This window comes from Flagellimonas sp., from assembly GCF_965233845.1.
In the GTDB taxonomy this organism is placed as follows: domain Bacteria; phylum Bacteroidota; class Bacteroidia; order Flavobacteriales; family Flavobacteriaceae; genus Flagellimonas.
Window position 1 is genome coordinate 3074331 of the sequence record NZ_OZ247584.1, and the last position, 26042, is coordinate 3100372.

The 26042-nt window shown below is 42.5% G+C and carries 24 protein-coding genes; 14 read left to right on the forward strand and 10 right to left on the reverse strand.

Annotated features, from left to right (window positions below; genetic code table 11):
* Nucleotides 1–85: 85 nt before the first annotated feature.
* From ACO6S0_RS13775 to ACO6S0_RS13800, 6 genes are all read left to right on the forward strand, one after another.
* On the forward strand, nucleotides 86–1144 hold the full coding sequence (locus tag ACO6S0_RS13775; protein WP_422348914.1) for a 3-oxoacyl-ACP synthase III family protein: 1059 nt from the start codon (nucleotides 86–88) through the stop codon (nucleotides 1142–1144).
* A 403-nt stretch (nucleotides 1145–1547) separates the two neighbouring features.
* Complete coding sequence (locus tag ACO6S0_RS13780) at nucleotides 1548–2390, forward strand: glycosyltransferase family 2 protein (RefSeq protein ID WP_422348915.1); 843 nt, start codon at nucleotides 1548–1550, stop codon at nucleotides 2388–2390.
* The gene (locus ACO6S0_RS13785; protein ID WP_422348916.1) at nucleotides 2387–3232 is read left to right on the forward strand and encodes a LytTR family DNA-binding domain-containing protein; all 846 of its coding nucleotides are present in this window, start codon (nucleotides 2387–2389) and stop codon (nucleotides 3230–3232) included. The genes ACO6S0_RS13780 and ACO6S0_RS13785 overlap by 4 nt, the downstream gene beginning before the upstream one ends.
* Before the next feature lie 107 nt (nucleotides 3233–3339).
* Nucleotides 3340–4536 carry a DUF418 domain-containing protein gene (locus ACO6S0_RS13790; RefSeq protein WP_422348917.1) on the forward strand — a complete coding sequence of 399 codons (1197 nt, stop codon included), beginning with the start codon at nucleotides 3340–3342 and terminating at the stop codon, nucleotides 4534–4536.
* Nucleotides 4537–4776: 240 nt separating this feature from the next.
* Entirely contained in the window at nucleotides 4777–5979 is a 1203-nt protein-coding gene (locus tag ACO6S0_RS13795) for a C10 family peptidase (protein ID WP_422348918.1), read from the forward strand.
* Between the two features lie 4 nt (nucleotides 5980–5983).
* On the forward strand, nucleotides 5984–6481 hold the full coding sequence (locus ACO6S0_RS13800) for a hypothetical protein (RefSeq protein WP_422348919.1): 498 nt from the start codon (nucleotides 5984–5986) through the stop codon (nucleotides 6479–6481).
* Between the two features lie 2 nt (nucleotides 6482–6483).
* Here ACO6S0_RS13800 and pafA read toward each other — a convergent pair whose 3' ends face one another.
* A complete protein-coding gene (gene pafA / locus ACO6S0_RS13805) occupies nucleotides 6484–8154 on the reverse strand; it encodes an alkaline phosphatase PafA (protein ID WP_422348920.1) in 1671 nt (556 codons plus the stop codon).
* 119 nt (nucleotides 8155–8273) lie between these two features.
* On the opposite strand from pafA, the gene ACO6S0_RS13810 reads away from it, so the two are divergent.
* Both ACO6S0_RS13810 and ACO6S0_RS13815 read left to right on the forward strand, forming a co-directional pair.
* Nucleotides 8274–9011 carry an MlaE family ABC transporter permease gene (locus tag ACO6S0_RS13810; RefSeq protein WP_420400732.1) on the forward strand — a complete coding sequence of 246 codons (738 nt, stop codon included), beginning with the start codon at nucleotides 8274–8276 and terminating at the stop codon, nucleotides 9009–9011.
* A complete protein-coding gene (locus ACO6S0_RS13815) occupies nucleotides 9011–9778 on the forward strand; it encodes an ABC transporter ATP-binding protein (RefSeq protein WP_422348921.1) in 768 nt (255 codons plus the stop codon). The genes ACO6S0_RS13810 and ACO6S0_RS13815 overlap by 1 nt, the downstream gene beginning before the upstream one ends.
* Nucleotides 9779–9882: 104 nt before the next feature.
* Here ACO6S0_RS13815 and ACO6S0_RS13820 read toward each other — a convergent pair whose 3' ends face one another.
* Genes ACO6S0_RS13820 through ACO6S0_RS13830 form a run of 3 tightly spaced genes read right to left on the reverse strand, consistent with a single transcriptional unit; the run spans nucleotide 9883 to nucleotide 13070 of the window.
* Nucleotides 9883–11340, reverse strand: a complete 1458-nt coding sequence (locus tag ACO6S0_RS13820) for a DUF389 domain-containing protein (protein WP_422348922.1) — start codon at nucleotides 11338–11340, stop codon at nucleotides 9883–9885.
* Between the two features lie 2 nt (nucleotides 11341–11342).
* Nucleotides 11343–12422, reverse strand: coding sequence for a mannose-1-phosphate guanylyltransferase (locus ACO6S0_RS13825; protein ID WP_422348923.1), 1080 nt, complete (start codon nucleotides 12420–12422; stop codon nucleotides 11343–11345).
* Nucleotides 12423–12443: 21 nt separating this feature from the next.
* The gene (locus ACO6S0_RS13830; protein WP_422348924.1) at nucleotides 12444–13070 is read right to left on the reverse strand and encodes a SprT-like domain-containing protein; all 627 of its coding nucleotides are present in this window, start codon (nucleotides 13068–13070) and stop codon (nucleotides 12444–12446) included.
* 152 nt (nucleotides 13071–13222) lie between these two features.
* Between ACO6S0_RS13830 and ACO6S0_RS13835 the strand changes: the two genes are divergently transcribed.
* From ACO6S0_RS13835 to ACO6S0_RS13860, 6 genes are all read left to right on the forward strand, one after another.
* On the forward strand, nucleotides 13223–14776 hold the full coding sequence (locus ACO6S0_RS13835) for a beta-N-acetylhexosaminidase (protein ID WP_422348925.1): 1554 nt from the start codon (nucleotides 13223–13225) through the stop codon (nucleotides 14774–14776).
* Nucleotides 14777–15062: 286 nt separating this feature from the next.
* The gene (locus ACO6S0_RS13840; RefSeq protein ID WP_422348926.1) at nucleotides 15063–15800 is read left to right on the forward strand and encodes a hypothetical protein; all 738 of its coding nucleotides are present in this window, start codon (nucleotides 15063–15065) and stop codon (nucleotides 15798–15800) included.
* Nucleotides 15801–16149: 349 nt separating this feature from the next.
* Nucleotides 16150–16782 carry a JAB domain-containing protein gene (locus tag ACO6S0_RS13845; RefSeq protein WP_422348927.1) on the forward strand — a complete coding sequence of 211 codons (633 nt, stop codon included), beginning with the start codon at nucleotides 16150–16152 and terminating at the stop codon, nucleotides 16780–16782.
* Nucleotides 16783–16932: 150 nt separating this feature from the next.
* Nucleotides 16933–17301 carry a hypothetical protein gene (locus tag ACO6S0_RS13850; RefSeq protein ID WP_422348928.1) on the forward strand — a complete coding sequence of 123 codons (369 nt, stop codon included), beginning with the start codon at nucleotides 16933–16935 and terminating at the stop codon, nucleotides 17299–17301.
* Between the two features lie 5 nt (nucleotides 17302–17306).
* Nucleotides 17307–17915, forward strand: coding sequence for an RDD family protein (locus ACO6S0_RS13855; RefSeq protein WP_422348929.1), 609 nt, complete (start codon nucleotides 17307–17309; stop codon nucleotides 17913–17915).
* A gap of 23 nt (nucleotides 17916–17938) precedes the next feature.
* The gene (locus tag ACO6S0_RS13860) at nucleotides 17939–18346 is read left to right on the forward strand and encodes a hypothetical protein (protein WP_422348930.1); all 408 of its coding nucleotides are present in this window, start codon (nucleotides 17939–17941) and stop codon (nucleotides 18344–18346) included.
* A gap of 17 nt (nucleotides 18347–18363) precedes the next feature.
* Here ACO6S0_RS13860 and ACO6S0_RS13865 read toward each other — a convergent pair whose 3' ends face one another.
* The 6 genes from ACO6S0_RS13865 to cdd all read right to left on the reverse strand — a co-directional run bounded on the left by ACO6S0_RS13865 (nucleotide 18364) and on the right by cdd (nucleotide 25982).
* A complete protein-coding gene (locus ACO6S0_RS13865; protein ID WP_422348931.1) occupies nucleotides 18364–20835 on the reverse strand; it encodes a TonB-dependent receptor plug domain-containing protein in 2472 nt (823 codons plus the stop codon).
* A 75-nt stretch (nucleotides 20836–20910) separates the two neighbouring features.
* Nucleotides 20911–21588: an SDR family NAD(P)-dependent oxidoreductase gene (locus ACO6S0_RS13870; protein WP_422348932.1), complete on the reverse strand. Its 678-nt coding sequence runs from the start codon at nucleotides 21586–21588 to the stop codon at nucleotides 20911–20913.
* A 37-nt stretch (nucleotides 21589–21625) separates the two neighbouring features.
* Complete coding sequence (locus ACO6S0_RS13875; RefSeq protein ID WP_422348933.1) at nucleotides 21626–22657, reverse strand: M28 family metallopeptidase; 1032 nt, start codon at nucleotides 22655–22657, stop codon at nucleotides 21626–21628.
* Nucleotides 22658–22774: 117 nt separating this feature from the next.
* Nucleotides 22775–24406, reverse strand: a complete 1632-nt coding sequence (locus ACO6S0_RS13880) for a 2-oxo acid dehydrogenase subunit E2 (protein ID WP_422348934.1) — start codon at nucleotides 24404–24406, stop codon at nucleotides 22775–22777.
* Nucleotides 24407–24410: 4 nt separating this feature from the next.
* Nucleotides 24411–25409, reverse strand: a complete 999-nt coding sequence (gene pdhA / locus ACO6S0_RS13885) for a pyruvate dehydrogenase (acetyl-transferring) E1 component subunit alpha (protein WP_420400742.1) — start codon at nucleotides 25407–25409, stop codon at nucleotides 24411–24413.
* Between the two features lie 81 nt (nucleotides 25410–25490).
* The gene (cdd, locus tag ACO6S0_RS13890; RefSeq protein WP_422348935.1) at nucleotides 25491–25982 is read right to left on the reverse strand and encodes a cytidine deaminase; all 492 of its coding nucleotides are present in this window, start codon (nucleotides 25980–25982) and stop codon (nucleotides 25491–25493) included.
* Between the last annotated feature and the right edge of the window lie 60 nt (nucleotides 25983–26042).

A 26042-nucleotide genomic window follows, 5' to 3' on the forward strand; every position in this document is an offset into this window, starting at 1 on the left:
AAATCCATTTTGGGCATCGTATCAAATTCTGTTGGACAGTCGAAAAATTACTGTTGAAAATTATCTTCAATAACAAAACCTCGATATGAACATTGGCATTACTGGAACAGGGAGCTACATCCCACCCGTTATCACAAAAAATGAAGACTTTCTTGAACATCACTTTTTGGATACCAATGGCACTCATTTTGAGCACGACAATCAGGTCATCATTGAAAAATTTCAGGCCATTACGGGTATTGCTGAACGCCGATACGCCCCATCAGAATTGAAGACCTCCGATATAGGGTATCTGGCTTCCGAAAAAGCCATTGAAGATGCTGGAATTGACAGAGAGGAAATCGACTATATTATTTTTGCGCACAACTTTGGAGACCTAACACCGGGCAAGATACAAGGAGATACCCTCCCCAGCCTTGCAACTAGGGTAAAGCATCTTTTGCAAATCAAAAATCCAAAATGTGTTGCCTACGACATGATTTTTGGCTGCCCCGGTTGGGTTGAAGGGGTAATCCAAGCCTCTGCATTTATCAAAAGTGGTCTGGCCAAAAAGTGTTTGGTCATTGGCGGGGAAACCCTTTCTAGAGTTATTGATGAGCACGATCGCGATAGTATGATTTATTCGGATGGCGCCGGTGCGGTAATCTTGGAAGCCAATGCAGCATCTGGTGAAATCCTGGCTAATGCCTCCGAAACCCATGCCAATAAGGAAGCATACTATCTATTTTTTGATAAGACCTATAAAAATGAGGGCTGCCCAGAGACACGATATATTAAAATGCATGGTCGGAAAATCTATGAATTTGCGTGCACCCATGTGCCCCGCGCCATGAAAGAATGTTTGGACTCCAGTGGAACCCGTATTGATGAGGTAAGGAAAATCTTTATTCATCAAGCCAATGAAAAAATGGATGAGGCCATCATCAAGCGGTTCTACAGACTTTATGGCAAGCAGGTCCCAGAAGATATTATGCCCATGAGCATCCATAAATTGGGCAACAGTTCAGTAGCCACCGTACCCACGCTCTTTGATTTGGTAAAAAATGGGCAACTGGACAATCACGAAGTAACCCCAGGTGATGTAGTCATTTTTGCCAGCGTAGGAGCTGGAATGAATATCAATGCCTTGGTATATAGGGTGTAAGGACTCTGAGTTCTGAGTTCTGAGTTCTGAGTTCTGAGTTCTGAGTTCTGAGTTCTGAGTTCTAAATAAAAAAATCAAGCACCAAGCACCAAGCACCAAGCACCAAGCACCAAGCACCAAGCACCAAGCACCAAGCACCAAGCTTAAAAAAAAACAAATTTCAATTCCAATCATCCGATCATTGATTACTGATTATTGATTACTGATTACTGATTATTGATTACTGATTACTGATTACTGATTACTGATTACTGCTTTTAAAAAAAATCATCTGGCTTCTGGCATCTGACATCTGACATCTGACATCTGGCTTAAAACAAACAAATCCCAAATCTGAAGTCACAAATTCCAAGCTGCAACACCTTTTTTGGCATTTAGAGATTGATTATTGCTATTTTGCGGAATGAAACTGAGTGTGATCATTCCAGCCCACAATGAGGCAGACCACCTAACATCCTGTCTGGATTCATTCGTGAACCAATCCACTCCTCCGGACGAGCTGATTGTTGTGGATGACAATTCTTCAGACAACACTTTTAAAATCGCCTCCCAGTTTGCCCAAAAAAATACTTGGATCCAGGTTCTGCAACGTAAATCCTCTGAAGGGCATATCCCAGGAAAAAAAGTAGTGGATACCTTCAATTTCGGGTTGGACCATGCCTCAGAATTTGATCTTATAGGAAAGTTTGATGCAGATATTATACTTCCCCCCAATTACTTTGAACTTATGCTGAACCATTTCCAAAACAACCACAAACTTGGGATGTGTTCAGGATTGTTGTATGTAGAAAAAAACGCATCATGGATATACGAGAACATTTCGAACAAAGACCACATACGAGGCCCCATTAAACTCTATCACAAAGCGTGTTTTGAGAAAATTGGAGGCTTGAGACCAGGAGTGGGATGGGACACTGTGGACGAGTTATTGGCCCAATACCACGGTTTTGATACATGGACCATACCTTCTTTAAAAGTAAAACACCTAAGACCCACGGGACATGGATACACCGTCAAGAAATGGCAAAATAAGGGCGAAGCCCTTTACAAAATGCGGTATGGTATTGTGCTTGCCAAACTAACCGCTCTCAAAATGGCATGGCAGGCACAAAATCCGGTGCTGTATTTGCAAATCGTTTTAGGATTTGTAGGAGCCATTTTCCGTAAGCCCCAACGCTTTGTATCCCCAGAGGAAGGAAGCTTTATACGTAAGTTGCGCTGGAAAGGAATACGAGCCAAACTATGATCAAAGTGTTCCATACTCCACATCCGATCGGATTTGGATGGGCCTATGCCCTTATTCCAGCTTCGGTCGTCTTTTTCATATTGGTATTCCTTGCACCTTACGGGTTTGATGAACTTAACTTGGTTGACCGCATTGTATTGGCGTGTCCATTTACCCTGATTACAGCCTTTGCGGCCCCATTGAATCTTTTTTTGGCCAAGCTAATCTTGCCCAAATACATCAACGAAGAAAAATGGACCCTGGGCCGTGAATTCATTTATGACATCTATGATTTTGCGTTGATTGGACTTTGGAACGCCATTTTTCTAAAATTCACTTTTAGGTCCGAAGAACCTTTTCTACCTCTATTACTTCGCCTGGAATGGCATACATTTTTAGTGGGACTGATACCACTGATTGCGTTGATAGCCTACAAACATCAACGCGCCATGCATCGGCAATTGGTGCTTTCCAAAAAAATAACCGAAGAGCTACAATCAAAACTTGTAAACGAACAAAAAGAAAACGATGTGGTGCTATACTCGGAGTCTGGCAGTTTTGAAATAAAGTTAGACCCTAAAAACATCATAGTCCTAGGTTCAGATGGAAACTACGCCGAGTTATATTATACGGCAGATGACGGGACAAAAAAACATCTTATCCGCAATCGTTTAAAGATATTATTGGAGCGTTTTCCTTCCCAGTATTTTGTACAATGCCACAAAAGTTTCATTGTCAATTTGCAGCATGTGACACGGGCAGAAGGTAATGCACGGGACTTGAAACTTATTCTTACCAATGGGATGGCCATCCCCGTATCACGTAGTAAATCCAAAGAACTGCTGCAACAACTCAATTCCTGATTGTCCTGTCCCGTTTATAACACCAATCCGCCCACTCATACCAAATTCCTATACCGCCATTGATGTTTCTGGAAAAATAATCTTCTTGCCAGCAAAATAGGTATGCCATGCAAGCAAAAACAAGGATTGTTGCCCTAGATGTATTAAGAGGTTTTGCCATTTTGGGAATCCCGTTAATGAACGTACAAAGCTTGGCCATGGTGGGTCAGGCTTATCTAAACCCTACCGCTTTTGGCGACCTGGGTGGATGGAACCTGTTCACATGGATTATGAGTCACATACTGGCCGATCAAAAGTTCATGACACTTTTTTCACTCCTGTTTGGAGCCTCAATCCTATTGATTACCGGTAAATACGAACAAAAAGGTATCTCCTCGTTCAAAATACATTACCGTAGAAATTTTTGGCTTTTGGTCCTAGGGTTGTTGCACGCCTATTTGGTCTGGTACGGCGATATCTTGGCACCCTATGCGTTTTGCGCATTTTTGGTATATCCGTTCCGTAAGTTGTCCATCAAGTTTCTCATTATTTTGGGGCTTGCAGTTTTCTCCATAAGTAGTCTGTTGGAGATACACACGGGATTGCAGCTTCTTGATGCCCCAAAGGAGATCATCGAAAGCATCTCTGGAGGCTGGGCACCCCATGCCGAGCTGGTCCAGCGTGAGATTGATGCATACCAGGGAAATTTTGCAGAGCAGTTGGGGCAACGCACACGTACCGCATTCATGATGCAAACCACGTATTTCTTTGGACACATATTCTGGCGGGTATTTGGACTTATGCTATTAGGAATGGCCTTATATAAATCAGGATTTTTAACGGGGGAAAACAGTAACAGAACGTACAAAAAAGTACTGGTCCTCATTGGATTGCCTTCCCTAATTTGTGTTGTGGCCGGGGTCGTTTTTAACTTCCATTACCAATGGCAATTACAGTATTCCATGTTCTTGGGAAGTCAATTCAATTATTGGGGCAGTCTTGGTATGGCCATGGCCTATGTGGGCCTTACCATGCTAGTGATCAAGAACCAATACTGGAAAAATCTATTGATGCGGATAGCCGCCATAGGCAGAATGGCTTTGACCAATTATTTGGTTCAATCCCTGGTCATGGCTATGTTCTTTTATGGATTTGGTTTTTTTGGAACGGTTGAAAGATCGCAACAGCTCATCCTTGTCTTTTTTATTTGGATATGCCAATTGGCCTACAGCAACTATTGGTTGGGCAACTACCATTACGGCCCATTTGAATGGTTGTGGCGAAGTTTAAGCAGGGGTAAAATTGAAGTGTTTCGAAAAAAATAGTTCGCTGGCAACAATGAATTATCGTCCCTGATTTACCCAACTCATTCAGATATCCCATCCATCAATTGAAAACGGGCATCCGTCAATTGAAAAGGGGTATCCATCAATTTACCTACCTAATGTGTAGGATAATATGGTAATCTGTAATGAGAAATCACGCATCCAAGCAGACATAAAACCATTTTTATCACTTATGTCCACCGATGTTGATTAAGGTTGTCCAATCCAAAAAATCAACATATGATACAATCGTTCAAAAAATCCATCTTCATTTCGTCCGTTTTACTTTTGGTAACCTCCTGTAGTCAGGAACTAGAAAATGGTCAAAAAAATGGAAAACAATTTGAAGAAAATGGATATTTTATTTCCGAAAACGAAGCTGTCTCCATGGCTTCATTGATTTCGTACTCCTCTAAAGGCTCCCTGGATGACAAAACCAACTCGTCCACTAGAACGATCTCAAGAACCATGACCATACCGGATTCAACGGGTGTCCCTGCTTTCTATATCATGAATTACAAAGAGGGTGGATTTATTATGATTTCAGGCGATAAGCGATCCATTCCAATATTGGCATTTTCCAAAGAAAATGGTTTCGACCTGGATTCTAAAATATTGCCATCAGGTCTCATAGGCTGGTTAAACGAAACCACCTCTAAAATTTCCAACTTAAGACATATGCCCATAAAACCAAGACTTGACATTGCCGCCCAAATGGAGGGTATGTACGGACCTTGCCCAATGCAACTAATTGTTGACCCCTACGCCTCCGGAACACTTAAATGCGAGGAACCCGATACGCCTAATGACTGTGAAGAGTCCTATCAGTATTCCAAAGGACCATTAATTGGCTCCAAATGGGGTCAATGGCAAGGGTTCAACAATCTCCTGCCTATGATGGGATGTAACAACACAACTGAGAGGCCGCCCTCTGGCTGTGTCGCCACCGCAATTGGACAGGTAATGAGATACCATGAATCCCCCGTGTCATATAATTGGAATGCTATGCCCTTAACATCAGGTTCAAATGAGGTTTCTCGTCTTTTGCGTGATATTGGAACTGCCGTGAACATGGATTACGCCTGTGATGGTTCAGGTGCACAAACGGAAAGTGGCGTGACTGCCTTAAAAAACACTTTTGGGTATTCATCAGCTTCTTTTGGAGGGGTAAACTATACGACAATTGAAAATGAAATAAAGTTTGGCAGACCTGTAGTGATGGCTGGACACAAAGTAAAAGATTGTTTCTTATGGTGGTGCAGTTATAAAGATGGACACGCTTGGGTATGTGAGGGGTATAGCGTATATGGCACCTGCTATAGCGTATCTACCCATTATTATATGAACTGGGGTTGGGGTGGTCTATATAATGGTAGCTATGCGAACAATGGGGACACAAATTATAAGTACAACAAACGTATGCTCTACAACATTAAACCATAGCTCCATGCACATAAAATTATTCATTCTAATGATCAGCTTGGGTCTTTTGGCCTGCAATCAAGAAGATCCACTTGGTGGTTGTTCCTCCACCCCGGATGATATTATGTTCCGCTTCTCCTTAAAGAATTCGGAGAACCAAGATTTATTGGACCCTAATATGGAGGATACTTTTAATACCTATAATATCCTACTCTACCATAAAAAAGGTGATGAATATGTTCTTTCTTCACAAAACAATGGCTTTGGGACAAGTGATGAACATGGGTATGATATTTACAACAACGATGGAAGCTATGAATTTGCCCCCTTGAACATGGAGTTTGGTCTAAACTTGCACGAACTTAAGATTGACTGGGGAAATGGAAGGATAGATTTTATCAGCGTTGAATGCCTAGGGAACAACTGCGTAAAATATGCTGATAAAATTCGCTATAACAACGAATTGGTCTGGAATCGAGCCTCAGGAGAACCAAAGCACTTCACCATAATCGTGGAGAAGTAACACTATTCCAACACCTCCGAAATTGGACTTCCAGTCGTTCCATTAGGGAATGCCGTACCCAATAAGGTAGCAACGGTTGGCGCAATATCCGGAATTTCCGTTCGATTTACAGTACTCCCTTTTTTAATTCCCTTTCCAAAAAGCAACAAGGGCACATGGGTGTCATAAATCATGGGAGACCCATGGGTAGAGCCCGTTTCCCGATACGAAGTATGTCCTGGCCTAGGAACCAAAAGCACATCTCCAGAGCGTTTTTGGTTATAGCCATTTTGAAGGATATACGGGATTCCTCGGGTATATTCGTTCTGCCACATTTGCGAAGCAGTATACACTTGGTTCACTTGCCCATAACCCAGAAGCTCCATAGCAATTTCCTCTTGGGCATCGTCCAAATCGATATCCAAATTATGGATGACCTTATGATCCAAGAACACCTGATAATTGGAAATGTTTGTAACCACATCCGTGGTACCGTACTTGTATTTTAGAAATTCAGTGAATCTGGATTTGAGTGCATCCATATCCAAATAATTGGCAGGTACTTTTTCATCACGCAAATACGCAGGTACGTTAATGGCCCCATGGTCTGCGGTTAAGAACACCGTGTATTGTCCAGCACCCACCTTGGTATCCAAAGTATTGAACAACCGGGCCAAATCTTGATCCAATCTCAAATAGGTATCCTGAATCTCCTTGGAATTCACCCCAAACTTGTGCCCCACATAATCCGTACTGGAGAAGCTTATCGCTAGAAAATCGGTAATAGCATCCGCACCAAGGGACTCATGTTCCAAAGCTTCCAGAGCAAAATCCATGGTAAGGCTATTGCCATAGGGGGTATACTTGATGATTTCAAAATCCTTTGTTTTACTTAAAAGATTGGGCGTGCTATGCGGAAATGTTGGTGTGGTCTCCTCCTCAAACAAACCTTCATAAGCATTGTTATCAGTTCCGCTCTCTACATAAAGGGCTATGTCTTTCAAGGTGGTCCAAGCCTTTTTATATTCTTGTACCTTTCCTGATGAATTAAAATTTTTCACCCACTGGGGTAGGTCGCTCATATAATAAGAGCTACTGATCCATTTACCGGTATCCCCTCCTTCAAACCAATAGGCTGCATTGGCCATATGTCCTCCGGGAAGCACCGCCCCTCTGTCCTTCAGTGCCACGGCAATCACTTTTCCGCGTTTTTGGGTATGCAGCCGCAATTGATCGGTAATGGTGGTGGTCAGCATTCGGTGGGGAGACATTTTCCCAGCATCCGAAAGGGTGCCCACCGTGGAACGGCTTTCGTCCGAAGCACAATAAACCTCCTTATCTTGATACTTATCATACCAATTGTTGCCTATAATGCCATGGGTTGCAGGGGTAGTTCCGGTATATACCGATGCGTGCCCAGGCCCTGTGCTGGTGGGTGCATAATTAAAATGGTGGTTTTTGCAATTGAACCCATCCCGCACCATTCGCTTAAAACCTCCCTCGCCATAGTGGTTCCAAAAACGGGTGAGGTAGTCATACCGCATTTGGTCCACTACGATTCCAACTACCAATTTTGGGTTTTGGGCAATCTCCACGGGTGGAATCACCGGTGCTTTTCTATTTTTTCTTTGAGCTAGCATTGAGGTGGTTGTCAGTAGTGACAATCCAAGGAACAAAAGCGTAAAATTTCTCATGAATTCAATTTGGTTCAACGGGGACAAAACTATCCAATAATTCCCTGTTTAAAATTTAAATCGAGGTTAAATACACGGCAATATTCTTATTTTTATGCCTGCAAGTCAACTTTTGGTACATGAAATACCTTGAAGCGATTGGAAAGTACTTCATCATGATATATGAAGTATTTAAAAAACCAACCAAGTGGCCAATCATGAGATCCCTAATTTTGAAGGAAATCGATGAGCTGATTTTTGGGTCGTTGGGTATTATCATATTTATCTCCTTTTTTATAGGAGGTGTTGTCACCATCCAAACCGCCCTGAACCTCAACAGCCCATTAATCCCAAAAAGTTTGATTGGGTTTGCTACGCGACAGTCTGTAATCTTGGAATTTGCTCCAACCTTCACTTCCATTATTATGGCCGGAAAAGTAGGTTCCTATATCACTTCCAGTATTGGCACCATGAAGGTCACGGAACAAATTGATGCCTTGGAAGTCATGGGAATTAATTCCGTGAACTACCTGGTGTTTCCAAAGATCATTGCCATGTTGGCCTATCCCTTTGCGGTTGCCATTGCCATGTATGTGGGTATTTTGGGTGGATGGATTGCCGGGGCTTTTGGGGGATATGCTCCAAGTGGAGAATTTGTAAAAGGATTACAATTGGATTTTGATTCATTCCACGTGACTTATTCCTTCATCAAAACCATTGTTTTTGCTTTTATAATTGCAACCATTCCCTCGTTTCATGGCCTGTATATGAAAGGTGGGGCCTTGGAGGTAGGAAAGGCAAGTACCACCTCCTTTGTTTGGACCAGTGTTGTGATCATCATTTTGAACTATATCCTAACCCAATTGCTGCTAGGCTGATGATAGAAGTGGAAAACATACACAAATCGTTTGGAGACACCCATGTTCTTAAAGGTGTAAGCACCGTTTTTGAGCAGGGAAAGACCAATTTGGTCATTGGGCAAAGTGGCTCCGGTAAAACAGTGTTTTTAAAATGTCTTTTGGGTCTTTTTGAACCCGAACAAGGACAGATTTGTTACAACGGAAGCTATTATTCCGAGCTTTCCATGGACCAAAGACGGGATTTGCGACAAGAAATGGGCATGGTATTCCAAGGAAGCGCTCTTTTTGATTCCATGACTGTGGAAGGTAACGTAATGTTCCCGTTGGATATGTTTACCAAACAGTCCAAAGCGGAAATGCAAGATCGCGTGGATTTTGTGCTCGAGCGCGTTAACCTAATAGATGCCCACAAAAAATTTCCTTCGGAAATCTCTGGGGGAATGCAAAAACGGGTGGCCATAGCACGTGCCATTGTGATGAACCCGAAATATCTATTCTGCGACGAACCCAATTCGGGATTGGATCCTAAAACAGCCATCCTAATTGATAACCTCATCCAGGAGATTACCCGTGAGTACCAAATCACTACGGTGATCAATACCCACGACATGAATTCCGTTATGGAAATTGGGGAAAAAATCATCTTTCTAAAAAATGGCTATAAGGAATGGGAAGGCACCAACAAGGAAATCTTCAAAACGGATAATGAGGCCGTAACGGACTTTGTGTATTCTTCCGAATTATTCAAAAAAGTGCGGCAGATGTATATTGAGGAGCGGAATTAACCTAGATGGTTGGATTTTTGGATAGTAAAGAACTGAAATCTGATGTCTGATGTCTGATGTCTGATGTCTGATGTCTGATGTCTGATGTCTGATGTCTAAAAAAACTAATCCACCTCCTTCACCACCAAAGTTGAATCCTGAATGCGAAGTTTTAGCCAGTCCGTCAATTTTTTGGAATCCGCTTCTTTTTGATTGCTTCCAGTTCCATTCTTCCATTTCACTTCAAAAACAGGAACGGTATCCAACTTTTTAAAGTCCGTTTGAAGTTGGTATGAAAATCCAAGTCCTTCAATATTGGCATAGTTGGCCTTGGCCTCAGCGCTAATTCCCGCAAATGGAATCTGTTTCCCCGCATTCTTGGTAAGCGTGGCCACTTCCTCTTCCAACAATCTAATTTGCTCATCCTTGTTCAACAGCTCAGCCTTATTCTTTTCGTAGAGTTCACTTACGTAATTGAATTTTTCCTCAGAATCATCCTTCCCTCCTTGCAAAATCCGAAACTCGGCATCTTTCAATCTGGAATATTCGTTCTTTTGGACACGCCAAGTATTGATCACATTTTCAGGGATCAGCTCATCTCCCATACAGACCAGTTCAATTAAAGATGGATTCTCTCCTTCCTTATATTCCAATTTGGTCAGATTGTCTACATATCTCCCCGCAGAGTTAAACTGATATACCTCTATAGTCTCCTTTAAAAATTCTTGTGCCTGTTTTTTAAACAGTGATGCCTGAAACACCTGATAAAATGTAAATCCGGCAGGAATCATAACCGCAATCCCGGTCAATGAAGCTGCTCTAGCAATTAACCTTCTTCTTTGCGAATTGGCGTAGCGCACCATCGGAAACCGTAAAAATTTGATGACCAAAAAAGTGGCCAACCCTATAAATATGGTGTTGATAATGAACAAATACATGGCCCCAGCTGCATACCATGGTTTACCTATGGCCAACCCAAAACCTACCGTACAGAGCGGTGGCATAAGTGCCGTGGCAATGGCTACACCAAAAATAACACTGGCAATGGTGCCTTTTTTTGCTCTAGCAATGACCAAGGCCAAACCTCCAAAAAAGGCAATCAGCACATCCCGAATATCCGGTTTGGTTCTCGCCAAAAGCTCCGAAGATTCATCGCGAAGCGGGAACAAATAGAAGAACAAAAAAGCGGTGACTACACTCAACACTACCATTACCGTAAAGTTCTTAAGAGATCTTCGTAAGGTGTCAATATCATTGATGGCCAGTGAAAGCCCCATACCCAAAATGGGACCCATTAGAGGGGATATTAACATCGCTCCTATTACAACTGCGGTAGAGTTGGCGTTAAGACCCACGGAAGCTATAAAAATGGAACATATCAGAATCCAGGAAGTATGTCCCTTAAAGGGAATATCGGCGATAATGGACTCTTTGGTAGCAACGGCGTCCGTGTTGGTTCGTATCTCTAAAAGTTCAGAGAGGAACTTGCCTACACTTCCCAACAAGCCTTTAAAATCCCTCTTTACGTTGTCCCCACTATCTGGGTTTGGGGAATCACCGTTTGCAAATAAATGTTCACTCATTACTATGCGTACTCGTCTCCGAATTTATCTTTAACCTTGTTCAAGACCAACTTAATGTCTTGCTGCTTGGATTTGGGGAAAATCAGTAAAACCTCTTCCTTGTCCACAATAATATAATCTTCCAATCCGTCCACAACAACAACTTTGCCCCTTTGGGAACGAATCATATTGCCTTTCGCATCCTGCAGAAGCGTTTTACTGTTGACCACGGCATTTTTGGCTTCGTCCTTATCCAATTTATCATACAGGGCTCCCCAGGTTCCTAGGTCGTTCCAATCAAAGGTAGCAGGCAGGGTAAAAATAGTTTGGGAGTTCTCCAAGATAGCATAATCTATGGATATGTCTTTGGCCTTCGGGTAGTTTTCAGCAATAAAAGCAGCTTCTTCCGGAGTATTATAGCAAGAAATCCCGCTTTGGAAGAGGTCATATTGCTCCGGTTGATAGGTCTTGAAAGCGTTGACAATGGTCTCCACACTCCACATAAAAATACCTGCGTTCCATAGGAAGTTGCCCTGGGCCAAAAACTCTTTTGCGGTTTCATAGTCGGGCTTCTCCCTAAACTGTGACACCTTTTTTAGCTTGGCGTCACTTCCTTTTTCAAATTCGATATAACCAAACCCAGTGTTGGGAAAACTCGGCTGAATTCCTAAAGTGCAAAGCACCTCCTCCTTTTCACATTTATCAAAACAGGCCTTGACATTATCCTCGAAAGCCTGTTCATCCTCAATCCAGTGGTCGCTGGGAGCCACGATCATCACCGCATTGGGATTCATTTTTTGGATTTTGAGAGCTGCGTACAAAATACAGGGTGCCGTATTTCGCATGGCGGGTTCCAAGACCACCTGCTCTTGGGTTACCTGAGGTAATTGCTGCAAAACCAAATCGTTATAGCGCTCATTGGTCAAAATGAGGATATTCTCCGTTGGAATGAATCGATTGAGCCGGTCAAAAGTTTTTTGGATGAGGGTTTTCCCCGCCCCGAGCATATCATGGAATTGTTTCGGATTTTCAGATGTACTCACTGGCCAAAACCGGGAACCTACTCCCCCGGCCATTAAAACCGCGTAATAGTTGTTGTTCATTCTAGGTTGAAATTTATCTTTTTAAAACGGTGGTTCCACATCCGATGTTATGTGCACCGGCTCTACCTCCGCATTTGGTTGGAACAAATATAACCTTCCTGTAGTCAATTCCGTACACTCATACCGCTTTACCCTTTTGTTACCTTTTTTATAGATTCTACCGTTATGCATTCTAAAAGTGCTCCCTTTGGGAAGTTCGAAGACATAACTTTGTTTTCGTTCCTCAGGGTCAAAGGCCTTCAGCGCAATGGATAAACGTGCATCTGAGCTACTGCTGGCCTTCGGATTTTTAAAGTGGTTGGCTATTACGGGCAGCAATTGTGATGGAAATATCTCTGGCCTTATAAAGGGAACCATTAAATGTTGAAAAGTCCTTTTCCACTCCCGCCCATGTGGTTTTATTCGTCGTCCAAAATTTTCAATGGCCACCAAATGGGCAATCTCATGAATCAAGGTGATTAAAAACCGGTATTTATTTAAAGAGGCATTGACCGTGATTTTATGGGTGCCATCGGGCATACGTCTGTAATCCCCATGTCGGGTATTTCTATGCCCCACGATCTTCAAATGGACTTCATGCTGGCGAATCAGTTCAAGACAAGGATCTACGGCCCTTTCCGGAAGGTATTTTTGCAAAGTGGTATCCACGGAAACAAAATTAGAGGTTTTATCAATTGAAATAGGGTGTGCGTCAATTTTGATTCAAAAAGTGTGTCCTAAATAAGTATCTTGTTCTTATAAACCATTTCCCGTTTTGGGATGCAACCTTTGGACTGTCAACAAATCAAACCCAACCAAGCATGAAACAAATTCTCCCATTTCTACTGCTAATTGCCTTTTGCAATTGCCAACCTGAAGAAACCCAAACCTGGATCATCACCCCATACCCCAATACCGTCGCCATTGAACCTGGTGGCTTTGATTTTGATCAAGGAATCAATTTTGAAACATCTGACCATACCCTAGAAGGTGTTGTTTCCTTCTTTCAGAAAAAAATGGAAGAAATTGGGATTAGCGCAGACCCTGAATCTAGAAAAAAAATACATCTGGAACTGGTCAAAGGGGGTGAAAAAGGCCCAGAGGCCTATAAGTTGCATATCAACAAAAACAACATCAAACTTACCGCTTCGCAGCCCAAAGGTATTTTTTACGGGATTATGACGCTGTGGCAACAATTAAAACGCTCCGGCAATAAATCTGTGCCCTGCGGGGTTGTGGAAGATGCTCCCAGATACGCCCATCGAGGGTTTATGCTGGACGAATCCAGGCATTTCTTTGGCAAGGAAAAGGTAAAACAGCTTATCGACCTGATGTCCGTGCTCAAGCTGAACACTTTTCATTGGCACCTCACTGATTCCCCTGGATGGCGGGTGGAAATCAAGGCGTACCCCAAGCTGACCACGATTGGTGGAATTGGCAACCACACCAATCCTGAGGCTCCGGCGCGTTTTTATACCCAAGAAGACATTAAGGAAATTGTTGCCTTTGCAGCGGAAAGGCAAATTGAGGTTATCCCAGAAATTGATATGCCCGGACATGCCACAGCGGCCAACCGGGCCTACCCAGAATTCTCCGGAGGAGGTAGCGAAAAGCATCCCGAGTTCACCTTTGATCCCGGAAAGGAAGCCACCTATCAATATTTGACCACCATTCTTAAAGAAGTAGCCGGCCTGTTCCCGTCCCAATACATTCATTTGGGAGGGGACGAAGTGCATTTTGGAAATGAAAAATGGAAGACCAATGACTCCATTCAAGCACTGATGCACCGAGAAAACCTGTCCAGCTTGGTGGATGTGGAGCATTATTTTATCCGAAGAATGGCAAACCAACTGACCCAAATGGACAAGAAATTAGCGGGATGGGACGAGATTGTTGAATCCGATGTCTCCAACCAAAGCTCAGTGGTGTATTGGTGGCGGCATGATAAGGAGGATCAATTACAGAAATCCTTGGACAAGGGTTACCCAACGGTACTCTGCCCCAGAATACCTTTGTATTTTGATTTTGTACAGCACGATTCCCATGAAAATGGCAGACGTTGGGATGGGTTTGGTACACTGGAAGATGTTTATGCCTATCCGGAGAGTACCCATGATTTTTCGGAAGTGGAAGCCGAACTCATCTTAGGAATCCAGGGAAATCTGTGGACGGAAAAGTTTGATTCAGAAATTTGGGTGGACTTTATGACCTTTCCCAGAATAGTGGCCTTGGCGGAATCGGCTTGGACTAACGCTGACCATAAGGACGTTAAACGCTTTACTGAAAATTTACCTTCAATTTTGCAGTATCTTGAGTCTAGAGGCATTTATTACTTCAATAACCTAAATCCCGAACAAACCAAAGAACCCAAATAATCGGGATACATTAGTTTTAGAACCTATTTTTCTTTGCCGTGACAACAAGCATATCTGTCTATTCTGCCCAAGGAACCCCTATTAAAACAAAGTGTCTTTTATGGTATTCTATTACCCTACTAATTGATTGCTTGAATTATCCCACGCATAAGCACAAGGAATGTGTAAAATTTTGCACGCTAGACCACTAGCGAACATTAAGCTCCCAGAATTTTTAGCATAAGGTGGCGGATTTTGAATAAGAATAATGTAGAAAATTTTTATATTAACACTTTACTTTTCTCACATGTCCTTTCTAAACAAAAACGATTTTAACAAATCAACTTCACTACTAGCCGCAATATTGACCATTGTTTCTGTTATTTACGGAATGCTTACGGATTTAAACTTGCTTATCATTGGTCTTACCATTGGTCTGGTCTATTTTATAATTTATTGTATTATATATTTTCTCAACAAATTAAACGACCCTTATAAATTTACAATTACGGCCAGTGAACTGTGTATAGACCTATTGGATGAAACAGGATCCAATGCCAAGATTACCAAGACCCATACCATAAAGGCCAAAAAGGACAACCTATCAAAGATCACTGATATTTTTCATGCCGATGGCACCATCGATACCGAAAATTTTTTGGTATCTCCCGGTACGGGTAAAATTTCCAAAAAAGCTGGGGCCTACATATTGGAAACTAGTTTAAACAGGCCATATCATAGGAATGAAGTGGTGGACCGCACCATTGAATTGAATTTCATAGACACATTTACAAAAAGGAACGAATGGTGGGATGTAAGTCCGTTGCATCCGATCGAGGCGCAGAAAATCAAAATAAAATTCCCTAGAAATAGGCCATGTCAATCCTATGAAATCCAAAAAATTGAAGGCACCTATGCCGCACCTTACAAACTCAATTCTGACTTATATCCCGGGGAAGACAAGAGGTCAATATTGGTGGTAGATTTTCCACCCATATTGGACATGAACAAAAAGAATGAATATCGTATAAGTTGGATTTGGTAGAATTATCCACCTGCTCCACCACCGTTCAAGTTATCTTTAGAAACCATATAATGAATCATGTTCTTACGAATAAATTTATTCAAATTTTTCATAGCTGATATTTTTAAGAGAACTCGTTATTCACAATTTTATTTTATAACTTCTTTGCTGTTTTTGCTTTTTTCTTAAAAAAACCTCAAATCAAAGAATATTATTCAATAATACGCTATTTTTTTTACATTTTCAATAATCGTGCCTAAACGACCTCCCAATCCAGTTGCAAAAGTAATACAAATCATAGTAATCTTGATAACTGCCCTTTATCAAACTGGCTTGCTGCCAAAATAGTTCAAAAACCTATCTTTAATCCATGGATATTAAACTTACCGATGCCGAACGGATCAAAATCCTAAATTCTGATGACCTCTACGGAATAATGCAACGGATTTTGCTGCGTGAAGACAAAATAGACCAAAACCGGGAACATTTTTGGGTGATCGGTCTGGCGAACAACTGCCGCATCCTGTTTATAGAACTCATCTGCTTGGGCTCGGTGAACCGATCCATTGCCGATCCCATGGAGGTATTTAGCCTTGCCCTGCAAAAAAGGGCTGTGCAGATTATCCTCTGCCACAATCACCCTTCGGGTGAGTTAAGGGCATCCGCGGCGGACAAGGACAGTACCGACCGCCTGATCCAAGTGGGCAAAATTGTAAGTACCCCAGTACTGGATCACCTGATCATTTCGGATAAAAGCTTTATCAGTTTTATGGATACCGGCCTAATGGACGAACTGGAAATGAGCGATAAATATGTTCCGCCATATAAGCTGAAGGAACGCTATGAAAAAGAGGCTGCGCGGATTGCAGAACAAAAAAGAACAATTGATATTGCAAGGCAATTAAAATCAAATGGTGTTGACCTTCAGACCATTTCTGATTCTACTGGACTTTCAATGAAGGAATTGGAGAGCTTAGAAAATGATAGCAAATTAAACCCTTGACATTGAGCCAAATCATTTCACAACAAAACCTAGTAAACGACCAACCTTAAATTGAATTTCGTAAAAAAGTTCTCAGAAATTAGATCCATTTTGTCACAGTACTATTGGGTTTTGGGGATTCCTATTTTGTTGTATGCAATCATGCAAAACATGGAGGAAAAAGCTGCGATTGATAACAACCTCACAACCACGATCGGAAAAGTTATTCGTTCAAACCCTGTTTCCAACCAACACAGTAAAAGGAGATACCAATATGAGTTCTACGTTAATGGCAAAAAACACGCCGGAAGTTCTATAGGTCATCTCTCGGATTGGATTGAAAATGGCAATTTTTACCAGGTTGAATATTCTTCAGAAAATCCGGAATCTAGTAGAATGATCTTTGAAATAGAGTTTGTACAAGAAATCAAGACACAAGAAAATGGAATCAAAGTAGATACCCTATATGTCCCAAAAGATTTGAAAATTAAAAAAGAATTGAATTCGGCAGTTGAAAAATTAAGATATAAAACCAACTAAAATATATGGAAAACGAATTTACCCAAGTCATGTCCGAAAGGACGGATGAAGAACTCATCAAAATTGTAACCGTAGAACGTGAAAATTACCAACTGTTGGCCGTAGAGGCAGCAGAACAAGAAGTTGAGAAAAGAAACATTGACCCGGACACTTTTGAAAAGGTTAAAGAGCAGGTGACAGCCGTGCATGTACAAAAAACAATAACTGATTCTGGTACTGTGGGTTCAGATATCCGTTTTGTACACTATATTGTTGATGTTATTGCTTCCTACATATTGGTAATAGTGGTGTTTATCTTGCTTGGAATTTTCTTCCCATTTGAAGATGAGGCTTTGTTGGGATTCTTTTCCATTATAATGTTCTTTGGTTCTTTCTTTGGCTATTACTTTGTAATGGAACTCCAGTTTCAAAAAACGCTGGGCAAATTCATAACAAAGACAAAAGTGGTAAACAAATATGGGGAGAAACCTACCGTGGGAGAACTGGTAGCAAGAACCTTCTGCAGGTTTATTCCCTTCGATAATTTTTCATTTTTGTTTACCAAGAATGGGTTTCATGATTCCCTTTCATCCACTAAAGTGGTCAGGGATTCGGTAAACCATACTAAAAAATAACCCCCTTTCACTTATAGAATACGGTGCAACAAACCATTACCAAAAATCCCGAAAACCTTGAAATTCTGTACAAGCTTGTTGCCAATGGGTTTTACCAGGGATCGGTGGAATCCACAAAATTTGAGTTGGTGGGAAAACACAGCACCAACTACCGAATTGTAGGTAAATTGAGTGGCAAGGAAAAGTTTGTGGTAAAGGCCGAACCCAAATTCTCCCATAATATTTCGCAAAAAATTATGTTGGCGCTTGGAATTTCAGCCTGCCTAATTTTGTTGGTCAAACGCAACTGGATCATTCCGTTATTGATAGCAATTACGGGCTTGGCTTCCTTGGCCACCACCCGTAGTAAAAAGAAGCGGGAATTGGACAGGTTTACGAACAGATTCTTGGACTTTGTAAAACAAGAAGGATCCAAAATCTGCTTGAATTAAATCCCTAGAACTGAAAATCACTCACTTTCAAAAATCACTTTGGAATGAATTGGTGTTCCGTCATCAGTAACTCCCTGCAAAGTGGCTTGATAGATTGCTGGGAGGTCAGAGGTGTAAAACGATACCTTGACCTTTCCGTCTGGTGACAATTCAATGTTGGGTTCCCAATGAAGGGTCCTTCTAAAATCTGCTCGCCCCTTTTTTGAGTCTTTTTTGTTGTACACCGGCTCATAGAATTTCTTGGTAGCTACAAAACCTGGATGTACATAAGAAAGGGTACCCACACCATTTTCAGTTGGGGTTCGTTCCTTGTAAAAGCGTTCCCTACCATCCAAAGTGTATACTGCTATGATCCCATTTGCACCGTTAACACCGTATATTGCGGTAGTTGCCGGCCTAATGTAGTCCACAAAGTCTATTTCAGTAACAGGAATGTCAAAAATGGTTTGTTCTGCAACCGGAAAACCATCCAGTAAATAAAAAGGCACCCTGTCATATCTGTTTCTAATATATACTTGCTCCCCAACAACAGTTACCCCAGGAATTCTGCCTTGCAAAGCGGTCAAAGCATTTCCAATTGGGTTGTTTCTAAACTGTTCATAATCCAACGAGTATGACGGTCTGATATACAGTGAGGCTTTCCGTTTCCGCTTCATGTTGGCCTCCTTGTCCAATTTATTCTCAGTCACAACGGTCTCTTTAAGTCGTATCAAGTCCGCTTCATCCACTATAAAGGGTTTGTTTTCCGGTAACACCACGGGATAAGCACTAACATAGTCCGCTGTATTAGACCTTAGAGGTAGAGACTCCAATATCTTGACCTCCGGCGTGCTAAACGAATCCAGTTCTATAAAGAAACTGGGGTCTGAGCCTTTATTCCTTTTATTCTTTTTGTTCTTATTGGACAGGGCATTCGCATACATAAAAATGGATGTGCTATCCTTAAAATGAAGGTCCACGAACTCAAATTCTCCCTTTTCATTGGTTTCAACAACATCATAGCCCGCTTCCGTCCTGTTTTTGTACGCCAATGAAATAAGTGCCGGCACAGCTTTGTCACGGGAATTGGACTGAACCACCCGTCCTTTCAAGGTAATCCCGGTTTCACGGGGAAAACGCAACTCCTCTACCTCATAATCTATAAAGCTTCGCCAACCCTGGGTCATCATCAAAAAATCCAAGTTTTTTCTTCGGGCAGGATCGTTGGAATTAAAATAATAAGCTGGATTTTCGATTTCCCCCTTAAGTTCTGAAGTCAATAGGAGGTATGTTTTTATATCGATATCACCCATTTTGGGTGCTGACAAAGCAGTCTCTGAAACCGAAAGGGACATATTCGCTGCAAAATCCGCTGCATCCTCATCCACCTTTATTTCCAAATCCACCAGCTCCCTTTTCCCGTATTGCTTTTTCGAGGTTTCCATCCCTACCTGTTCCCTTTCTGAATGGTGAAAAACCAGTCGTTCACAAATGGGCTGCCCCGCGCTATCGTAAAGAGTAAACTGAACAATCCCATCTTTTACCAGTTCTTTGGGCAAGGTAACCACCGCATATTGATCCTTCCCTTCTATTTTGGATTTGGAAATTTCCTCCCCTCCTTGAAAAGCCGTCAATTGAAGTCCATTTACGCCGTTGACCCTGGAAGATTTAATTTCTACTTGGTAATGATCCCCGCGATCAAAAACATGCATCATGGTACCTGACACTAGGCCATTGGGCAAGGGGTAGGTGAAAGTGTTGCCATTATATTGGATCTCTGCCAGGTAATTTTCGCCATTTTGAGGTATAAAGGAAAGCATTCCCATACCCAAATGGGAACTGGTAAACTCGGTGATCAATTTACCGGAACCATCTACGACTTTCCCATTAATATTGGTTCCCAATCCATTGGGAGCAACCAATTTGAATCCCATCCTATTGATAAAACCATTAACCAGGTTCCCGCCTTCAGGAAAAAACTGAAGATCCGGTTTCTCCAAATGTAAAACAGCATCCTTTAGGTCTGCTACGGGTTTCTCTCCTGTAAAAACTTTTTCGCCAGCAAGGTTTGCCCCTCCCCCTATTCGTATGTTTTTTCTGAAAAAAGTGGAGTTCCCGTGGTTTCGCATAAAGTTGGTGTAGGCTCTAATGGTATACATTCCATCTGCTGTTTCCAAGGGAATCTGGAAATCCCCAGATGCACTTCCTTGTTCCGTTTGGAGCATTTTAGTGATCAAGACCTCATTTTTGGAGTTGATAAGGTCCACATAGACAATTTCATTGGTCGCCACAGGCTTGTTGCTACCTGCCCGTACAACGTAAGCTTTAAACCAAATACGTTCCCCAGCATGGTAATCCGATCTATCCATGTGCAGATAAACCTTTTCTCGGTCCATATTTTGAACCAGGGCATCCGGATTGTGGACATTACTAATGAAGGAAGCATAACCCATATGGGAAAAACAGACCATTCCCAATGTAAGAAGGAGAAATCGAATTGGCGTTGCCATAATTTTGCGTTTTTAGATGTTAGCGGGAACCTTTAAAAATGCCACAATTTTCGTACCAAATCTTTCACAGTTGTACTACGGAGTACTGTTGCTCACTTGCAACAGTTTTCCATTGTATAGTTGATGTCCCTTTAGGGCAAAATCCTTGATATATTCAGCCATTTCCAAGGCAGTGACGGGAGCCTCATAACCTGGAAAGGCTTCGGCCAACATTTCGGTTTGAACAGCTCCCAAGGCCAAAACATTAAAACTGGGACCAATTTCCTTAAATTCTTCAGCCCAAAGCTCAGTCAAGGTAATTACAGCACCCTTACTTGAGCTATAGGCAGATAAGCCCGGAAACTTCATACTCCCTTGCACCCCACCCATGGAACTAATGGTGACCACGTGTCCATTTTTTCCCATCTTCGGCACCACCAAGCGGGTCATTTCAGCCACGCCAAACACATTTACTTTGTAAACCGCTTCAAATTCTTCCGAAGTAATTTCCAAAAAGGGTTTGTTCAATAAGCTTCCCGCATTATTGATCAGGACATCCACTGTCTCCCATTTTTCAATATGTTGAGCCACTTTTTTATAATCCTCAGCTTGGGAAAGGTCACAGGGTAAACTGTGTACATTAGGCAATTTTAGATTGGAACACGGCCCAGCATTGCGTGACAATGCCAGCACTTGATGTCCTTCCTCCCCTAAAAGCTTAACCAGTTCGTAGCCAATCCCACGGCTGGTTCCTGTGATGATAATATTTGCCATATTTGACCTCTTGACCGCTCTCGAGGAAGTATTTTAATTAGTTTATCTTGATTTCTTGGGTAGGTGCATTTGCGATGCCTTCAACAACCGGCAGCATTTGGTTCACCAAACTCGCCATATGTCCAAAATCCATCAATTCCACTTCATCCCCTACTTTGTGGTAATGGTTGAAGTTTGTAAAATCGAAGGTGCAGAACGTATGCGAAGGAACCCCAAACTCCTTGTGGAAGGGATAATTGTCCGAACGCTGGAACAGACCATATTTTTTGGCCGTAGGAAGATAACCTACCAACTTTTTCTGCGCATATGCATTGCATACCTCAGCTAGGTTGGACATTTCGTACCCTGTAATATACACATCGTAACTGGTTCCGTTTAGGGGAACCCCGGTCATTTCAAAATTAAGCATAGCGTACAGATTCAAGTCCTGTGCTTTCATTTTTTTGGCTAAATGTTCCGAACCCAACAGCCCTTTTTCCTCTGCACTGAAGAGCGCAAATATCAAGCTTCTTTTATTTGTTTTATTACTGCCAAAATACCTGGCCAATTCCATTACGGTGGATGTTCCAGAAGCATTATCATTGGCCCCGTTGGCAATATAGTCCCCATTTTCAGGGGCGATGGTTCCGATATGATCGTAGTGGGCCCCAATCAAAATGTATTCGTTCTTAAGCTCTTTATCGTTTCCTTCCACTACACCCACCACATTATAAGATGTCTTTTTAAAATTGGTTAGGGTATCCCTATAGGATTCGAAATAAGGCTTGACCTGATACGATTTAAAGTAGTTTTCAATGTAGGTTGCGGCCATTGCAATACCCTCGCTTCCAGAATCACGGCCCTTTAAATCATCCGAGGCCAAATAGTTCATCAGATCTCCAATGCGTTCGGAACTGGAGAATTCGGCGGCTGATTTTGTTTTGACTTCTGCTTCTTCAACAACAGTTCCCTTAAGCGCTTCTGGCCCATTGGGTTTCTCTGAATCTGCAGATGAATAGGTCGGGATTTTTTTGGTGGAACTACAACCCATGACCAGAACCATGAGCAAATAAATAAGTACGTTTTTCATTTTGATGAATTTGTTTAAAGATAAAAAAAGCATCCTAAAAGGATGCTCTTATATATGTTTGTGAAAAACAGTTCTCGACCGCCTGCCTGTCGGTAGACATGGCGCTCGAACTGACAACTATGCCAACATAGTCACTGGATTTTCCAGATATGCCCTTAGCGTCTGTAAAAATTGTGCACCTACAGCGCCATCAACAGTTCTATGATCGCACGCCAAGGTAACTTTCATGGTACTTCCCACTACAATCTCACCATTTTTCACCACAGGTTTTTCTACAATTGCACCAACCGATAAAATAGCTGAGTTCGGTTTGTTAATAATGGAAGTAAATTCCAAAATCCCGAACATGCCCAGGTTGGACACCGTAAAGGTGCTTCCTTCCATCTCGTCCGGCTTGATCTTTTTTGATCGGGCCCTTCCAGCCAAATCCTTAACAGATGCCCCCAATTGGGTCAAGCTAAGTTGATCGGCGAATTTGATCACCGGAACAACCAATCCCTCATCCACAGCTACCGCTACTCCCATATGAATATGGTGTTTGTAGATCGTGGCTTCGTCCGTCCACGTGGTATTCACTTGTGGGTGCTTTTTAAGCGCCATGGCACAAGCTTTTAGCACCATGTCATTAAATGACACTTTGGTATCCGGCAAATTATTGATTTGGGCCCTTGAGGCTTTGGCATTGTCCATATCCACCTCTATGGTCAAATAGAAATGCGGTGCAGAAAACTTGGATGCGCCCAAATGCTTGGTAATCGCTTTTCGCATGGAAGAGTTTTTCACTTCTTCCTGACTTTCTTCGCCTACTGCTACCGGAACAGGTACAATAGGAGCAGTGGCCGCAGGTGCTTCCACTTTTTCCGCAGCTGGAGCGGTTTTTTGTGAAGGTTGGTAGTTCTCTACGTCCCTTTTGATGATTCTTCCATGATCGCCGGAACCAGCCACATCAGCCAAATTGATTCCCTTGTCACTAGCTATTTTCTTAGCCAGCGGAGAGGCCAAAATACGTCCGTTTTGTGAAGGTGCAGCTTGTATGGTTGGTTCTTGGGCCGGAGCAGCAGCAGGAGCTTTTTCAGCCACGGGAGCACTTTCAGCAGCGGGAGCACCAGCGGGGGCACTCAAAACAGCATTTACATCAGTACCTTCAGGACCAATAACCGCCAACACCTCATCTACAGGCGCCGACTCACCTTCTTGGATTCCAATATGCAATAAGGTCCCGGAATAAAAGGATTCAAACTCCATAGTGGCTTTATCTGTCTCAATCTCGGCCAAAATATCCCCTTCTTCTACAGCATCTCCCACCTTTTTTAACCAAGATGCCACGGTTCCTTCTTCCATGGTATCACTCAAACGGGGCATTTTTACAATTTCCACGCCTTCAGGAATTGCCGCAGGTGCAGCAGCTGGAGTGGCTGCAGGAGCACTTTCAGCAACGGTCTCGACGGCAGGAGCTTCCTCGATGGTGGCAGGAGCAGTTCCTCCAGCCAACAATGAGGATATATCCTCCCCATCTTCACCAATAATGGCCAGAAGCGAATCTACAGGAGCACCGTCTCCTTCAGCAATACCGATATGTAGTAGCGTTCCTTCATGAAAGGATTCAAACTCCATGGTGGCCTTGTCCGTTTCGATCTCAGCCAAAATATCTCCTTCCTCTATCTTGTCCCCTACTTTTTTGAGCCATTTTGCCACGGTACCTTCCTCCATGGTATCGCTCAAACGGGGCATGTTGATCACTTCTGCCATTTACCTAAAGTTTATGTTGTAAAAATGGATAATCTTCTTGTTCGTATACGGTATCGTAAAGTTGTTGGATTGGAGGAAAATCGGATTCCTCAGCAAACTTCTCACATTCCGATACCAAATCCTTCACCCTTTTGTCCATCTCCTTGATTTCATCCTCAGAGGCATAACCCTTTTCCAAGATGATATCCTTAACCTGGGTAATAGGATCAATTTTTTTGTATTCCTCGACTTCTTCCTTGGTTCTGTAGTGCTGCGCATCTGACATGGAATGTCCTCGATAACGGTAGGTCTTCATCTCCAAGAAAGTTGGGCCTCCACCCGTTCTGGCACGCTCAATAGCTTTGTCTACTTCTTTTGCCACAATCGCCGGATCCATTCCATCCACAGGACCGCATGGCATCTCATATCCAAGACCCAATTTCCAAATATCCGTGGTATGGGCGGTTCGAGCTACGGAAGTTCCCATGGCATACCCGTTGTTTTCACAAATGAATACCACAGGAAGTTGCCACAACATGGCCAAATTGAATGCTTCGTGCAAGGAACCCTGTCTAACAGCTCCATCACCCATATAACAAAGCGTAACGGAATCCCTTTTGAAATACTTGTCCGCGAAAGCCAGTCCAGCACCTAATGGAATTTGCCCGCCAACAATACCATGACCGCCATAAAAACGATGCTCTTTGGAAAAGATGTGCATGGATCCCCCCATTCCTTTGGAGGTACCTGTTACCTTTCCATAGAGTTCGGCCATCACCTTTCTTGGATCAACGCCCATTCCTATAGGTTGCACGTGGTTACGGTAGGCTGTTATCATACGGTCTTTGGTTAGATCCATTGCATGCAACGATCCCGCCAAAACAGCTTCTTGACCATTATATAAGTGTAGAAAACCTCTAACTTTTTGTTGAATATAAACAGCGGCGAGTTTGTCCTCAAACTTCCTCCAGAACAACATGTCCTCGTACCACTTTAAATAGACTTCTTTGGTAATTTTTTTCATCAACGGTTGAATTAAATGAAATGTCCCTATTTGGGAGAACAGCAAAAATACATATATATCTGTTTTGTAAAAAGAATTGGATTAAGAATCACTCAAAAATGAACTGCTGAAAGCCAGAGGTAAAATATCGGCCATGGAAGCACATTTATAAATGGGTCCTTTTTCTCCGCGAAGCATAATGGAAATAGGTGTTTTCTGTCGCTGCTCATATTCAATAATGGACTGTCTACAATTGCCACATGGAGCAGCGGGGGAATCCACCACATAGTCTTTGGAAGTTGCAGTTATTGCAATGGCTTTTATAGCTATGCCCGGATATCTGGCGCCAGCCTGAAAGACGGCCACCCTTTCCGCGCAAAGCCCCGATGGATAAGAGGCATTTTCCTGGTTGTTGCCTATGACAACTTCGCCATTTTCCAGAAGTACGGCAGCACCTACCTTAAAATTGGAATAGGGGGCATAGGCATTTTCCCGAGCTTCTTCTGCAGCGCTTAACAAATTTTGCTCGATTTGTGAGAGTTCCTCTGGTTTTTCAAAGACGGAAAGTTCGAAACTTATTAGTTGCTTCTTCATAAGCTGATGTGGGTATATCCCAAAAATAAGAAAACCTGTCCAAGGACAGGCTTTCCCAAT

Excerpts from the sequence above, each read along its gene's own strand:
- ACO6S0_RS13845 (WP_422348927.1), top strand. The coding sequence starts at position 16,150 with ATGGATATTAAACTTACCGATGCCGAACGGATCAAAATCCTAAATTCT.
- pafA (WP_422348920.1), bottom strand. The coding sequence starts at position 8,154 with ATGAGAAATTTTACGCTTTTGTTCCTTGGATTGTCACTACTGACAACC.
- ACO6S0_RS13865 (WP_422348931.1), bottom strand. The coding sequence starts at position 20,835 with ATGGCAACGCCAATTCGATTTCTCCTTCTTACATTGGGAATGGTCTGT.
- ACO6S0_RS13870 (WP_422348932.1), bottom strand. The coding sequence starts at position 21,588 with ATGGCAAATATTATCATCACAGGAACCAGCCGTGGGATTGGCTACGAA.
- ACO6S0_RS13840 (WP_422348926.1), top strand. The coding sequence starts at position 15,063 with ATGTCCTTTCTAAACAAAAACGATTTTAACAAATCAACTTCACTACTA.
- ACO6S0_RS13785 (WP_422348916.1), top strand. The coding sequence starts at position 2,387 with ATGATCAAAGTGTTCCATACTCCACATCCGATCGGATTTGGATGGGCC.
- ACO6S0_RS13825 (WP_422348923.1), bottom strand. The coding sequence starts at position 12,422 with ATGAACAACAACTATTACGCGGTTTTAATGGCCGGGGGAGTAGGTTCC.
- cdd (WP_422348935.1), bottom strand. The coding sequence starts at position 25,982 with ATGAAGAAGCAACTAATAAGTTTCGAACTTTCCGTCTTTGAAAAACCA.
- ACO6S0_RS13800 (WP_422348919.1), top strand. The coding sequence starts at position 5,984 with ATGCACATAAAATTATTCATTCTAATGATCAGCTTGGGTCTTTTGGCC.
- ACO6S0_RS13775 (WP_422348914.1), top strand. The coding sequence starts at position 86 with ATGAACATTGGCATTACTGGAACAGGGAGCTACATCCCACCCGTTATC.
- ACO6S0_RS13815 (WP_422348921.1), top strand. The coding sequence starts at position 9,011 with ATGATAGAAGTGGAAAACATACACAAATCGTTTGGAGACACCCATGTT.
- ACO6S0_RS13810 (WP_420400732.1), top strand. The coding sequence starts at position 8,274 with ATGAAATACCTTGAAGCGATTGGAAAGTACTTCATCATGATATATGAA.
- ACO6S0_RS13790 (WP_422348917.1), top strand. The coding sequence starts at position 3,340 with ATGCAAGCAAAAACAAGGATTGTTGCCCTAGATGTATTAAGAGGTTTT.
- ACO6S0_RS13795 (WP_422348918.1), top strand. The coding sequence starts at position 4,777 with ATGATACAATCGTTCAAAAAATCCATCTTCATTTCGTCCGTTTTACTT.
- pdhA (WP_420400742.1), bottom strand. The coding sequence starts at position 25,409 with ATGAAAAAAATTACCAAAGAAGTCTATTTAAAGTGGTACGAGGACATG.
- ACO6S0_RS13880 (WP_422348934.1), bottom strand. The coding sequence starts at position 24,406 with ATGGCAGAAGTGATCAACATGCCCCGTTTGAGCGATACCATGGAGGAA.
- ACO6S0_RS13835 (WP_422348925.1), top strand. The coding sequence starts at position 13,223 with ATGAAACAAATTCTCCCATTTCTACTGCTAATTGCCTTTTGCAATTGC.
- ACO6S0_RS13855 (WP_422348929.1), top strand. The coding sequence starts at position 17,307 with ATGGAAAACGAATTTACCCAAGTCATGTCCGAAAGGACGGATGAAGAA.
- ACO6S0_RS13850 (WP_422348928.1), top strand. The coding sequence starts at position 16,933 with ATGGAGGAAAAAGCTGCGATTGATAACAACCTCACAACCACGATCGGA.
- ACO6S0_RS13875 (WP_422348933.1), bottom strand. The coding sequence starts at position 22,657 with ATGAAAAACGTACTTATTTATTTGCTCATGGTTCTGGTCATGGGTTGT.
- ACO6S0_RS13820 (WP_422348922.1), bottom strand. The coding sequence starts at position 11,340 with ATGAGTGAACATTTATTTGCAAACGGTGATTCCCCAAACCCAGATAGT.
- ACO6S0_RS13780 (WP_422348915.1), top strand. The coding sequence starts at position 1,548 with ATGAAACTGAGTGTGATCATTCCAGCCCACAATGAGGCAGACCACCTA.